The organism is Escherichia sp. E4742 (genome assembly GCF_005843885.1).
Lineage (GTDB): Bacteria > Pseudomonadota > Gammaproteobacteria > Enterobacterales > Enterobacteriaceae > Escherichia.
Genome location: NZ_CP040443.1, coordinates 4,459,745 through 4,472,765, shown reverse-complemented (window position 1 = coordinate 4,472,765; position 13,021 = coordinate 4,459,745). Strand labels below are relative to the sequence as shown.

Annotated in this window: 10 protein-coding genes and 2 pseudogenes; 5 read left to right on the top strand and 7 right to left on the bottom strand. The window is 46.6% G+C overall.

All coding sequences use genetic code 11. The annotated features are described in order from the left end of the window. Window positions 1-8 precede the first annotated feature (8 nt). The 5 genes and pseudogenes from FEM44_RS21710 to pgrR all read right to left on the bottom strand — a co-directional run bounded on the left by FEM44_RS21710 (window position 9) and on the right by pgrR (window position 6,052). Window positions 9-1,265, bottom strand: coding sequence for a glycoside hydrolase family 25 protein (locus tag FEM44_RS21710; RefSeq protein WP_240726843.1), 1,257 nt, complete (start codon window positions 1,263-1,265; stop codon window positions 9-11). Window positions 1,266-1,303: 38 nt separating this feature from the next. Next, the gene (locus FEM44_RS25645) at window positions 1,304-1,933 is read right to left on the bottom strand and encodes a caspase family protein (RefSeq protein ID WP_240726844.1); all 630 of its coding nucleotides are present in this window, start codon (window positions 1,931-1,933) and stop codon (window positions 1,304-1,306) included. Window positions 1,934-1,936: 3 nt separating this feature from the next. After that, on the bottom strand, window positions 1,937-2,923 hold the full coding sequence (locus tag FEM44_RS21705; protein WP_135522680.1) for a glycoside hydrolase family 25 protein: 987 nt from the start codon (window positions 2,921-2,923) through the stop codon (window positions 1,937-1,939). Between the two features lie 280 nt (window positions 2,924-3,203). Beyond that, a pseudogene (gene mppA, locus FEM44_RS21700) lies at window positions 3,204-4,816 on the bottom strand (murein tripeptide ABC transporter substrate-binding protein MppA). Between the two features lie 336 nt (window positions 4,817-5,152). Beyond that, complete coding sequence (gene pgrR / locus FEM44_RS21690; RefSeq protein WP_138159178.1) at window positions 5,153-6,052, bottom strand: DNA-binding transcriptional regulator PgrR; 900 nt, start codon at window positions 6,050-6,052, stop codon at window positions 5,153-5,155. 137 nt (window positions 6,053-6,189) lie between these two features. Here pgrR and FEM44_RS21685 point away from each other — a divergent pair, with 137 nt between their 5' ends. The 4 genes and pseudogenes from FEM44_RS21685 (at window position 6,190) to mpaA (ending at window position 9,733) form a co-directional block, all read left to right on the top strand. Next, window positions 6,190-7,110 (top strand): alpha/beta hydrolase, encoded by a 921-nt coding sequence (locus FEM44_RS21685; RefSeq protein ID WP_000981715.1) that lies wholly within the window; start codon window positions 6,190-6,192, stop codon window positions 7,108-7,110. Continuing rightward, window positions 7,110-8,042, top strand: a complete 933-nt coding sequence (locus FEM44_RS21680; RefSeq protein ID WP_135522682.1) for an alpha/beta hydrolase — start codon at window positions 7,110-7,112, stop codon at window positions 8,040-8,042. Before FEM44_RS21685 ends, FEM44_RS21680 begins: the two co-directional genes overlap by 1 nt. A 17-nt stretch (window positions 8,043-8,059) precedes the next feature. After that, window positions 8,060-8,698, top strand: a complete 639-nt coding sequence (locus FEM44_RS21675) for an SDR family oxidoreductase (RefSeq protein ID WP_135522683.1) — start codon at window positions 8,060-8,062, stop codon at window positions 8,696-8,698. Window positions 8,699-9,006: 308 nt separating this feature from the next. Further along, window positions 9,007-9,733: pseudogene (gene mpaA / locus FEM44_RS21670) on the top strand (murein tripeptide amidase MpaA). Here mpaA and ycjG read toward each other — a convergent pair. Next, window positions 9,708-10,673: an L-Ala-D/L-Glu epimerase gene (gene ycjG / locus FEM44_RS21665; RefSeq protein ID WP_130216096.1), complete on the bottom strand. Its 966-nt coding sequence runs from the start codon at window positions 10,671-10,673 to the stop codon at window positions 9,708-9,710. The pseudogene mpaA and the gene ycjG overlap by 26 nt on opposite strands. Window positions 10,674-10,791: 118 nt before the next feature. Between ycjG and tpx the strand changes: the two genes are divergently transcribed. Further along, window positions 10,792-11,298, top strand: a complete 507-nt coding sequence (gene tpx / locus FEM44_RS21660) for a thiol peroxidase (protein WP_135522685.1) — start codon at window positions 10,792-10,794, stop codon at window positions 11,296-11,298. Window positions 11,299-11,342: 44 nt separating this feature from the next. On the opposite strand, the gene tyrR is transcribed toward tpx, so the two are convergent. Then, complete coding sequence (gene tyrR, locus FEM44_RS21655; protein WP_135522686.1) at window positions 11,343-12,884, bottom strand: transcriptional regulator TyrR; 1,542 nt, start codon at window positions 12,882-12,884, stop codon at window positions 11,343-11,345. Window positions 12,885-13,021: the final 137 nt, after the last annotated feature.

Below are 13,021 nucleotides of genomic sequence, written 5' to 3'. Positions count from 1 at the left end.
TTATTACCTCAATTTACCGCAGCCAGAGCGACATTATTCTCACCCGCTTTAAACTGGGCATACTGTTCTTCAGTACCAAAGAAAACTTCTGACTCTGTGCTGTGACCAATGCCCGGCACCTTTTCGTTTCCTGAATATTGCCAAAGTGTCCAGGGATTACGCCCCTCGAGTTTCACACCAGCTTGTCCCCAATACCCCATCCACACCATATACTGGTCGAACCGACTATCCATGAAATGGGACAAATTATTATGATTGCCATAAAATATTGGTATTTTATGGTAATTTTTATACATCAGGGCAGCAAAACGTAAAATATCATTCCGTGCATTCACCATTCCAGATTTTTTAAAACAAGCCAGTTGGGTTGAATCTTCACCTTCTGGATTCACCAGTAAAATACCGGGAGGCAACATTTTCGGGTCTTCAGGCAGCAGGCTTTTTGCTGTTTCCAGTTGCGCCTCAGGAGTGCGGCAAAAATCAAATTTAAAATAGCCTCCGCGATCAAATTTTGAATCTGCTAATTGCTTCCAGTGAGCCTTAAACGACGAGTCTGGCCCTCTCCAGCCAACCACTCTCACGTAGACAAAACGCGCAGGTGATTTCTCCTGAAACAATTTCCAGTCGATTTCGCCATCGTTAGACGAGATATCATGGCCACTGATCGGGTAAATATCCGGTGTTTTGAAGATACGGATATCAGGTCGGTTGGGAATTGCACTCACGGGGCCATAAGGAATTTCAATAGGTGTTATATCTTTGTTCTTTGGTTCATCTGGCGCAGTAGGCGGTTCTTTAATAGAATATGCGGTCTTATCAACATTCGTAAATTCATCTGCATTCCCAGCTGATAATTGTGTTTTTTTATCCAGACGACTGGCCGCAGGATCGTTAATAAAGAAGAATCCACCCGGTCCGGCTGGTTTTTCTGTTGCTCCTATCCAGGCATCACTGAGATGTATTCCTTTCCCTTCCTCGTCCAGTTTTTCATTGATTTTTATATATTGGTCGTTCACATAGATAAACAAACTTAATGTTCGGGTAATGCCCGCGTAGTATTCCTTTTTACCATCAATTTTTACCATATACGATTTCCCGAAGCGTTCATCGGCAACGCCATCAGCAACTCCTTTTATAAGGGTATCAAAAAATACACTGCCTTTATCTTTTTCCAGGGAATAAACTTCTGTTTTATCATCACCAGCGGCTATCGCATACGCACCTGGTTTACTATACGCGTTTGAATTCCCTGCGCCATCTGTCATGCCAAAAAGACCTGAACCAAAACAAGCATTGACTAAAGTCAAAATATGGAAATAACGCTTGCCAGAATGTTGAGTTGAGCATTGAAAGCTGGCATTTCATACATACCTTTTGAACCATCGATATCCGTAGCATTACTCAAAACAAATGCCGGTGCCTTATCAGAGTTACCATTTTGAGTGCCAAAACGCCCATGACCTGAATAAGCAATTAACAAACGAGCTTTCTTATCAAACATCATCCCTCTGGCAGGGAGATATTCCTTTAAAAAATAATTAATATTATCTAATGAAGCTTCCTGATCTCTAAGTAAAATAACCTCATCAAACTTCTGTCCATTGATCAGAAATTCAGCCATTCTTTGTCCATCCACCGCGGCTGCCGGAATATCTGCATGTAACAGTGGATATTTTGAAATTGAAATAATCAGTCCAATCGCGCGAGTTTTCGCTGCATCCTGATCGGGTATTTTTAACGCATCACTGATTCGGATATCCAGTTGACCAGGAGCCTCAGGTCCATAATGGATAAAAAAACGACAATACTCATCAGGAACCATTGCACCATTTTTACAAATATCATCTGCACGTGCATCTGATATTCCCTGTGATATTCCGGCAATTAACAGCCCCAGGACCGTTTTACATAAATTTGGCCATCGCCTGTTCATGATTTAAAACTCCTGCACACCCAGAGTGGAATAAAACTCAGCGGTCGGGCCCTTGAATATACTGGCATCGAATTTCTTACTTGATCCCAAATTAAGCTGCGCAGCATCGGTAAACTGCCAGATTGCCCATTTTGTCTGGTTAATTGAACGCGGCGTTTCGCTGGCCTGTGCCTGATTAGAATAATCAGCCAGCCACAGATGATGTTCTGCAACCTGGGCAAAACTTTTTTCTCCGCCGACGGCATCTTTCCACCACGCCCGCGCAGTGTAGATAACCGGTTTACGCCCTAAATCGGCTTCAACCTGTGCGGTAAAAGCCTTGATCATCGTTATAATTTCAGCAGGTTTACGCTTTTGCCAACGATCCTTACCCGTTGATGAGTCCACATCCCACTCCACATCCACCGCCGGTGGCATATCCGTTGCACGTAATCCCCCGTTAGCTTTAATAATTTTAACAAACGTCATCGCCTGCTTGCGTCCCCATGTTTCAGCGTCGTCTGCAGGAGTGCCGCTGGAAAGAAAATGATATGCTCCACGGTGTAATTTTACTCCCCGTTCCGTAGCCCCGGCCCGTTGCCAAAAACCGGCGAATTCAGGATCAACATAACGCGTTCCTTGACTGGACTTCATATACAAGAACACAGACTTATTTTTTGCCAACAGTTCGATCGGGAAGTTTTTACCGTTATGATGGCTGATATCCACACCAAATAAAGAACTGGGTCGTGGTTGATTCAATACCGAATCGTAAGCAACATCAGCCGGAAATTTAAAGTATTTTTTTACCGCAAAGGAATCAAACTCTTTATCACGAGATGGATCCGATTCCAGTATTTTTACAAACAATTCTTGTCGTGAGAGATCATTCGTTAAGTTTTCCAGCCCCAACGACGTGGCATCGGGCAGTGATTCTGCGGCCAGACTTAAAGAAGGATAATGAAGGAGTAATAACGAGATAACTAAAGGAATAGCTAAGGATTTTTTCATTTTACCACCCCATTTTAGCTGTGTGTCTGTTTGCGAATGAAAATTTTCACAAGGAACGCAATACGTCTTGCGTTGTAAAGAAAAGTAAAGCACAGCTTATATTGGGAGTATGTAATACACCTTTTAAATAAAATATTTGATTATTATTTATGCTGGACATTGGTAGAAAAATTCAAATAATTATCTTGGGTGTGATTTTTATAGGGGGGATTTTAAAAAAGAAGGTATTTTATCGGGGTTGTTAAATCTGGCGCGCATAAACGCGCCAGATGACATCATATTAATGCTTCACAATATACATTGTGCGGCTATAGGCCACATCTTCCGGGTTATTAATGGGATAACCTTTCAACCACGGTTTGATTAATCGCCCATTGGTATACTGGTAAATCGGTGCAATAGGCGCTTGTTCTATGAGAACTTTCTCTGCCGCGTTGTAATCAGCATTGCGCGCTTTAACGGTATTTTCAGTCGATGCCTGGGCCAGCACTTTATCGTATGCCGGATTATTAAAACGTGAAATATTTCCCGAGTGCGTTGACGTTAACAGCGTCAGGAAGGTAGACGGTTCATTATAGTCCCCAACCCATGATGCGCGGATAACGTCAAAATTACCGGTGTTACGGCTATCGATATAGGTTTTCCATTCCTGATTTTGCAATTTGACGTCCACACCAAGATTCTTTTTCCACATCGATGCTACGGCAATCGCAATTTTCTGATGGTTTTCTGAAGTGTTATACAACAGCGTCAGCTTCAGCGGTTTTTGCGGACCATAACCGGCTGCGCTCAACAAAGTTTTTGCCTGCGCATTCAGTTCTTCCTGACTCATTTGTTCAAACGGCGAAGGCTCCGGCGTAAATCCGGCAGTAACATCTGGCGTAAAATGCCATGCTGGTTTTTCACCGGTGCCTAATACTTTTTCTGTCATCAGGCGGCGGTCAATCGTCATACTTAATGCCAGACGAACGCGTTGATCTGCCGTCGGCCCTTTTTGCGTATTGAAGGCATAATAATAAGTCCCCAACTGCGGCGGTGTATAAACCTGCCCTGGAATATCCTTCAACAGCTTTTGATACATATTTTTCGGGAAGGATTCAGTGATATCAATATCACCTGCAAGATAACGTTTCGTGGCAGCGGACTCCTGGTTAATCGGCAGGAAAGTCACTTTTTGCAGTACCGTTTTTGCGTTATCCCAATAATGGGTATTCGGTACAACCACCAGCTTTTCATTCACCACGCGTTCTTTAAGCACATATGCGCCGTTGCCGATAAGTTTCCCTGGTTTTGTCCAATCTTTACCGCTTTCAACGTTGGCTTTTGCACCGGGAAGAAGGCAAAGTTGGCCGTCAAATTAACAAACCACGGCAATGGCTTATCAAGCTGGATTTTCAGGGTATGGGCATCAACGGCAGTGACGCCAAGTTGGTCAGGCGTCGCTTTACCATCAATAATCGCCTGAGCATTGTTTACCCCCGCCAGCGCGGCAAACCAGGCAAATGGGGACAACGTTTTCGGGTCTACCAGACGTTGCCAGCTATAGACAAAATCCTGCGCTGTAACCGGTGTGCCATCTGCCCATTTAGCATCATCGCGCAGGGTAAAGGTCCAGATACGGTTGTCATTACTTTTCCACCGGGTGGCGACGCCGGGGACAATCTCCCCTTTTTCATTCTGATTCACGAGTCCTTCAAACAAATCGCGAATCACCTGAATCTCCGGCAAACCAACCGCTTTCGCGGGATCCAATGATGCAGGCTCATCCTTAATATGACGCACCAGCTCCTGCTTGTCTGCCAGTACTGTGCCGCTCGGAACATCAGCAGCATACGAAAGAGAAATGCTGCTGACTAACAGCGCACAACAAGTTACTGAAACAGAGTGCTTCATAAGTTACCCTCAGACCGACATTAAAATTGATGCGTAATTATTTGTTTCGCCTTAAAGAAATGCAAACAACTTCCATCAAAAAAGTGACACAGGAAGCATCAAATGTTTTAAGTATCAATATATTAAATCAGATTTAGTGTAAATAATAGACTCCAAAATGCGGCAAAGCACTTAGAACACCGAACACTACGTTCGGGCTTCGCACGTTCAAACCCGTTTTCGGTATCATAATCAGCATCTGTCGCCATTGTACGAAGAATAAAAAATGACCAAAGCGTTGAAAGGAACTGAGAATACGTTAAGAGAAGAATTAAATTAATGTATCAGCAAGTAGTGCTAAACAGCACCTTTATACTTCAGCCTATCTATAAATAATGAGAATGCCGAGCCAGCATGTCGACGGTGTGGATAGTACAGGTGATAACCGGGTAAATCTGGTGTGAATTTATCCAGAACACGTATCAGTTTTTTTTCTTTAATAGCCCGCTCAACCTGATCATAAGGTAGATACGCCAATCCATGCCCATCAATTGCAGCATCAATGATCAGGTCTATCGTATTTAGTAAAAGCTGACCTTCCATGCGAACACGAACTTCACGTCCACCGCGTATTAATCTCCAGCGATTTGCTGTACCCGATGTGGGAAGATACAAATTAATTGCCTGATGATCTATTAATTGTGACACTGACGTTGGAACACTTCGGCGAGAAAAATAATCCGTTGAACCAACAATAGCCATTGGTATATCAGGTCCGATTCGAATGGCGATCATATCTTTATCCATCTCCCCACCCAGACGGACGCCTGCATCAAAACGTTCAGAAACGACATCGGTCAAACCATAATCAATAGTAAGCTGAATATCAATTTCAGGATGCGATTTCAGGAATGTACGCATGGCTGGTAACAATATCGTTTTTGCTGCATGTTCTACAGTAGTAATACGTATTGTCCCGGATGGGCGGTTCTGCAGATCGCTCAAGGATGTCAGGGCAGAATCTATGTCATGCAGCATAGGGCCAAGAACAGACAAAAGATGCTCGCCCGCTTCAGTTGGTACAACGCTGCGCGTGGTTCGCGTCAGAAGCCGCAATCCCAATCGTTCTTCTATACGGCGCACTATCTGGCTTAAAGCTGACTGCGCCATGCTCAGGCGGGCTGCTGCGCGAGTGAAGCTACGCTCCTCTGCAACGACGACAAACGCCATAAGATCAGCGATTTCTTCACGCTTCATTCAGTATCTCCATACAATTTATTAATCATTTAAATGATAGGTCTAATCATGATTTTGGGTCTAATCAACTTAATGATCAATATCTATAGTGATATCACCAACCGTTAAAACGAACCGACAACTCCATGAGGAACGGAATGATGAATAATAAAGTCAGCTTCACTAACAGCAATAATCCAACCATCTCTTTGTCTGCAGTGATCTATTTCCCTCCAAAATTTGATGAAACCCGTCAGTATCCGGCAATTGTGGTATCTCACCCAGGTGGGGGCGTTAAAGAACAAACGGCCGGAACTTATGCCGAAAAACTGGCGGAAAAGGGATTTGTCACCATTGCTTATGACGCATCTTATCAAGGTGAAAGTGGCGGCGAGCCGCGTCAGTTAGAAAACCCATACATTCGTACTGAAGACGTCAGTGCTGTGATTGATTACCTGACAACTCTTTCTTATGTCGACAATACCCGAATTGGTGCGATGGGAATTTGTGCCGGTGCAGGATATACAGCCAATGCTGCAATTCAGGATCGCCGTATCAAGGCCATCGGTACCGTTAGTGCGGTCAATATTGGTTCGATGTTCCGCAATGGTTGGGAAAACAATGTGAAATCTATTGATGCTCTGCCACACATTGAAGCTGGCTCAAACGCCCGAACCAGCGATATTAGCAGCGAAGAATACGCCATTATGCCACTGGCTCCAATGAAGGAGGCCGATGCGCCGAACGAAGAACTGCGTCAGGCCTGGGAGTATTACCACACCCCTCGTGCGCAGTATCCAACAGCACCGGGTTACGCTACTTTGCGCAGCCTTAACCAGATTATTACCTATGATGCTTACCATATGGCGGAAGTGTACCTGACTCAGCCGATGCAGATTGTGGCGGGCAGCCAGGCAGGGAGCAAATGGATGAGTGACGACCTGTACGATCGGGCATCAAGCCAGGATAAACGCTATCACATTGTTGAAGGCGCAAACCATATGGATCTTTATGACGGCAAAGCCTATGTGGCTGAAGCAATTTCAGTATTAGCTCCGTTCTTTGAGGAAACTCTGTAATGAAACATATTCAAATCCGCAATAGTGATATGGCCTGGCATATTGCTGCCAATATTCAGTTTCCACCAAATTTTGATGAGTCAAAACAGTATCCGGCGATTATCAGCGTCCATCCTTTTGGCAGTTGTAAGGAGCAGACGTCTGGCATTATCTATGGCAAGGCATTGGCTGAAAAAGGCTATGTCGTTCTCGCTTATGACGCCAGTTTCCAGGGAGAATCTGGTGGGGAGCCTCGCTGGATAGAAGATCCGACACAGCGCGTAGAGGATATTAGCCGTGTTATCGATTATGCAGTAACTCTGCCATATGTTGATGCTGAACGCATTGGCGTGCTGGGAGTGTGTGGGGGTGGTGGCTATGCCATTAATGCCGCGCTGACAGAAAAACGAATTAAAGCTGTAGTGAGTATTACGGGTGTTAATATCGGGCGTCTTTTTCGGGAAGGTTTCAGCAATTACGATCCGATTGGCGCATTGAATGCAATGGCGTCACAACGAACCAAAGAGGCTCGTTGTGGAGAATTACAGATCAACGAATTACTTCCCGCCAGCCTGGATGCAGCAAAAGCCCATGGACTGACCGAACGCGATGTTTATGAAGCAACTGACTACTATAAAACACCACGCGGGCAACAACCGGGAGGTGCGACAAAAATGTTGTTCTCACATGCACAGAAAACGCTGGCCTGGGATGCCTTCGCATTTACTGAAGTGTTACTGACTCAGCCGGTGATGGTAGTAGTTGGTGAAAAAGTCGGTGCCTTCGGTGCTTATCGTGATGGACTGGAAGTCTATGGCCGGGCGATGGTTTCGCAGGATCGTCAGTTAGTTTCGTTACCCGATTTCTCACATTATGAACTGTATGACAAACCGGAAGCAGTTCAGGAGGCGCTAGCAAAAGTTATTCCTTTTTTCAACACCCATCTGGGATAAGTTTCATGAGAAATATTATGAAAAATGTACTGATTCTTGGTGCTGGCGGTCAGATAGCCCGCCATGTGATTAATCAACTGGCAGATAAAAAAACCATTAAACAAACTTTATTTGCCCGTCAGCCAGCAAAAATCCACACCCCCTATCCAACTAATAGCCAGATTATTATGGGGGATGTACTGAATCATGGAGCACTGAAACAGGCCATGCAGGGACAGGATGTTGTGTATGCCAACCTTACGGGGGAAGATTTAGATATTCAGGCAAATTCAGTGATCGCTGCGATGAAAGCCTGTGATGTTAAACGTCTGATCTTTGTTCTTTCCCTCGGTATTTATAATGAAGTTCCAGGAAAATTTGGCGAATGGAATAATGCAGTTATTGGTGAGCCCCTAAAACCATTCCGCAGGGCTGCGGACGCAATTGAGGCTTCTGGACTGGAATATACAATTCTTCGCCCTGCCTGGCTGACTGATGAAGATATTATTGATTATGAGATTACCTCACGCAATGAACCATTCAAAGGTACGATCGTATCACGTAAGAGTGTCGCAGCATTAATCACAGATATCATCGATAAACCTGAGAAACACATTGGTGAGAATATAGGCATCAATCAACCTGGGACTGATGGTGACAAGCCATTCTTCATGTAAATCAATTATATAAGTACCATCGTACTGTACTATGTGCAGTACGATTTATTAAACTTATTAAGGTGAACTTATCAATCAGATGCGATTAACATGGGTAGAACCAGTAAGAATAAAATACGCCATGTATATAACATTACGACTTACATCTAAGTCAGCATATTTCTGATATCTGCACATCAATAAAAATGCAAACAACTTCCGGCAAAAAAGTGATAAAAGATCGATAACATAGCGTTGAAGAAAAGGATTTGATAATCCGCAAAATTTGCACAACACTGCCTGTAATACTTCCTGAACCAGAGACGATCATGACCGTAACTCGCCCACGCGCCGAACGCGGCGCATTTCCGCCCGGAACTGAACATTACGGACGTTCATTATTGGGTGCGCCGCTGCTCTGGTTTCCCGCCCATGCCGCCAGTAGCGAAAGTGGTTTGATTCTTGCGGGTACCCACGGCGATGAGAATTCTTCCGTCGTCGCCCTCTCCTGCGCATTACGCACATTAACACCGTCTCTGCGCCGCCATCATGTTGTGCTCTGTGTGAATCCCGACGGTTGTCAGTTGGGTCTACGTGCCAATGCCAATGGTGTGGATTTAAACAGAAACTTTCCTGCCGCCAACTGGAAGGAGAGAAACGGTATATCGCTGGAACAGCGCCGCCGAAGAGCGTGACGTTGTCTTACTGACCGGAGATAAACCAGGCTCCGAACCTGAAACCCAAGCGTTATGCCAGCTCATTCATCGCATTCAACCCGCCTGGGTCGTCTCGTTCCACGATCCTCTGGCATGTATTGAAGATCCCAGACACAGTGAATTAGGTGAATGGCTGGTTCAGGCGTTTGAATTGCCGCTAGTAACCAGCGTCGGCTACGACACCCCCGGTTCCTTTGGCAGTTGGTGTGCAGACCTGAACTTACACTGTATCACTGCTGAGTTTCCCCCCATCTCCGCCGATGAGGCCAGCGAAAAATATCTTTTTGCGATGGCGAATTTACTACGCTGGCATCCTAAAGATGCAATTCGCCGGTCGTAAACTGAAGAGCCGGTTCCACATCCACCGCCAGCCAGGTCGGCCCGTCGAGATCGGCGAAGCTGACCTGCGGCGCCAGCGGTAATGCTGCGCTAATGGCGCGTGAGGTGCATAACATGCAGCCCAACATCAGGCTGAAACCTTGTGCACGCGCTTCTGTTGCCAGCGCCAACGCTTCCGTCAAGCCGCCGGTTTTATCAAGCTTGATATTAACCATCTCATAGCGCCCTTTCAGCGCCTTCAGGTTGCTACGGGTATGACAACTTTCATCTGCGCAAATGGGCAATGGATGAATAAAATTCTCCAGCGCCGCATCGTCCTGAGCCGGCAGCGGTTGCTCCAGCATTGCGACGCCTAGATCGGCGAGCAGCTGGCATCGCGCCGCCAGTCCTTCCGCACGCCAGGATTCATTAGCATCAACAATTAACGTCGCATCCGGCACTGCCGCGCGAATCGCCACCATCCGCTCGCTGATAAGATGATTATCCAACTTCACTTTTAGCAGCTTAGCCCCAGCCTGCCATAATGCTGCGGCACTGCCTGCCATCTGATCCGGCGTACCGATCACTACGGTCTGCGCAGTGGTGATCGTTTCAGGAAGAGAGATACCGGTAAATACAGCCAGCGTCTGCTGCTGTTGTCTTGCGGCCAGATCCCACAGCGCACAATCCAGCGCATTACGCGCCGCACCGGCAGGTAGAACTTTTTGCAACTCTGCGCGCGTCAGCCCTTTTTCCAGTTGTGGGACCACACTCATTATTTGCGCCATAACTGAGGCATCACTTTCGCCATAGCGCGGATAAGGTGTACATTCGCCCGTACCTTTGACGCCATCTTCTTCCAGTTCAACCACCACCACGCGCGCTTCACTGCGGCTTCCCCGCGCAATAACAAACGGGGTATGTAACGGCCAGGCTTCCTCAAATACCTTAACGGTTCTCATCTTTACTCCTTGTTGCCGCGGTGGTCTGCGGATTAAGCGCAAATAGCGATTGCTGTGTTATTGACAGTTAGCATAAACTAGGCGTGACGTTAACTATATGTAAACAGGAAAGATAATCATGTCACAAATCGTTCATTTCCAGGGCAACCCGGTTACAGTCGCCAATTCCATCCCGCAAGCGGGTAGCAAAGCGCAGACTTTTACTCTCGTGGCAAAAGATCTGTCTGACGTCACCCTCGGTCAGTTTGCAGATAAACGCAAAGTGCTGAACATTTTCCCGAGCATTGATACCGGTGTTTGCGCCGCATCAGTACGTAAGTTTAACCAACTGGCAACCGAAATCGACAACACGGTTGTGCTGTGCATCTCCGCCGATCTGCCGTTTGCCCAGTCTCGTTTCTGCGGCGCGGAAGGTCTGAACAACGTTATCACTCTCTCCACTTTCCGTAACGCTGAATTCTTGCAAGCTTACGGTGTTGAGATCGCTGAAGGCCCACTGAAAGGTCTGGCGGCACGTGCGGTTGTCGTAATTGATGAAAATGATAATGTGATTTTCAGTCAGCTGGTAAATGAAATCACCACCGAGCCGGATTACGAAGCAGCTCTCTCGGTACTGAAAGCGTAAATTATTATGCCTGATGGTATTGCGCCATCAGGCATTTATCCCACTTATTCTTCGTTCTTCTTCTGACTCAACCCATATTCCCGCAATTTATTGGCAATCGCGGTATGTGAAACGCCCAAACGTTTTGCCAGTTTGCGCGTACTGGGGTAATTGCGATAAAGCTGGGTTAATACCGAACGTTCAAAACGGCTGGTGATTTCGTCCAGCGAACCTTCCATTGCATCTTCACCAACGGCCACAGTTGCAGCGTCATAATCCGGCAGCAAAATATCCTGCGGACGCAGTTCATAGCCTTCCAGTTGCGTCAGTGCGCGGTAAATAGCGTTTTTCAACTGCCGCACGTTCCCCGGCCATGCATAACGCGTAAGCACGGTATTCAGATCTGCAGCTAATTTCGGACGCGGCACTCCCTGCTCGTCAGCAAATCGGGCAACAAACAGCTCGGTTAACGGCATGATGTCCTGTGGACAGTCGCGAAGCGGCGGCAGATTTAACGTCAGCACGTTCAGACGATAATAGAGATCTTCGCGGAACATGCCTTTTTGCACCAGCTCGACCAGATTCTTCTGAGTCGCGCAAATTACCCGCACATCCACATGCACTTCGTGGTCTTCCCCAACGCGACGGAAAGTGCCATCGTTGAGAAAACGCAATAATTTTGCCTGCATTCGTGGCGACATCTCGCCAATCTCATCCAGCAAAACCGAGCCGCCGTTAGCCTGTTCAAAGAATCCTTTTTTCCCCTCCGGCGCATGCCCGAACAGTTCGCTCTCTACAGCATCTTCTGGAATAGAAGCACAGTTCAGAGCCAGATAAGGTTTACCCGCACGCGGGCTTGCCTGATGACAAGCGTAAGCAAAGAGATCTTTACCCGTGCCGGTATCACCCGTGATCAGCAGCGGTGCGCTTAACATTGCCAACTTTTGCGCCTGCTCTACCGCGTGCTTCATTTTAGGACTGATAGCGACGATCTGACTGAAGGCGCTGACATCCTGGGCAGCCACATTTTGCAACTGACGGCCCATACGGATTGTTGAGCGCAGCATCACTACCGCACCGGTCAGGACATGCTGGTCGTTTTCATCCTGAAGATAGACAGGCGTTATTTCCATCAGGAAATTTTGTCCATTAATCACTACATGTTCGTTATGTGATTCCTGCGGGTCGCTCTCAAGCCAACGTAAAAAATTAAATCCGTTAATCAATTGCGCAGCGGTATGATTGCGTAAACGATCCAGTTTTTGCCCGAATAGCTGACAGCTCGCCGGATTTGCCATGTCCACCTTGCTTTTCATATCGACAGAAAGCACGGGTTCAGGCAATGCTTCAAGTAATGCGCTCAACGCCTGATGTTCTCGCTCGGAAGGCATCCACGGCACAGTGCGCACATCGGTAACGCCCGCAATACGGCGTATTTCCGCCATCAAACTGCTGAAACTGTCAAAATCCAGTTCGGCAAAATTCAGGTAAATCCGCCCGATTGGGTCAATCTCAATACCGCGTAAATCGATGCCTCTTAACACCAGTAGGTCGAGCAATTCGCGGGTCAGACCGAGTCGGTCTTCACAAAAGACTTCCAGACGCATGGGAACCTTCACATGAAAAAGAACAATAAATATGATGATATGACACTATTCGAGTAGCAGGAAGGTTTCTGTCAACAAACATTGACACAACGATGGATAAACGGGCACTTCGGCGTAAAGCTATCCGATCAGCGCCC

Excerpts from the sequence above, each read along its gene's own strand:
- FEM44_RS21710 (WP_240726843.1), bottom strand. The coding sequence starts at position 1,265 with ATGACAGATGGCGCAGGGAATTCAAACGCGTATAGTAAACCAGGTGCG.
- FEM44_RS25645 (WP_240726844.1), bottom strand. The coding sequence starts at position 1,933 with ATGAACAGGCGATGGCCAAATTTATGTAAAACGGTCCTGGGGCTGTTA.
- FEM44_RS21705 (WP_135522680.1), bottom strand. The coding sequence starts at position 2,923 with ATGAAAAAATCCTTAGCTATTCCTTTAGTTATCTCGTTATTACTCCTT.
- pgrR (WP_138159178.1), bottom strand. The coding sequence starts at position 6,052 with ATGAAGCGTGAAGAAATCGCTGATCTTATGGCGTTTGTCGTCGTTGCA.
- FEM44_RS21685 (WP_000981715.1), top strand. The coding sequence starts at position 6,190 with ATGATGAATAATAAAGTCAGCTTCACTAACAGCAATAATCCAACCATC.
- FEM44_RS21680 (WP_135522682.1), top strand. The coding sequence starts at position 7,110 with ATGAAACATATTCAAATCCGCAATAGTGATATGGCCTGGCATATTGCT.
- FEM44_RS21675 (WP_135522683.1), top strand. The coding sequence starts at position 8,060 with ATGAAAAATGTACTGATTCTTGGTGCTGGCGGTCAGATAGCCCGCCAT.
- ycjG (WP_130216096.1), bottom strand. The coding sequence starts at position 10,673 with ATGAGAACCGTTAAGGTATTTGAGGAAGCCTGGCCGTTACATACCCCG.
- tpx (WP_135522685.1), top strand. The coding sequence starts at position 10,792 with ATGTCACAAATCGTTCATTTCCAGGGCAACCCGGTTACAGTCGCCAAT.
- tyrR (WP_135522686.1), bottom strand. The coding sequence starts at position 12,884 with ATGCGTCTGGAAGTCTTTTGTGAAGACCGACTCGGTCTGACCCGCGAA.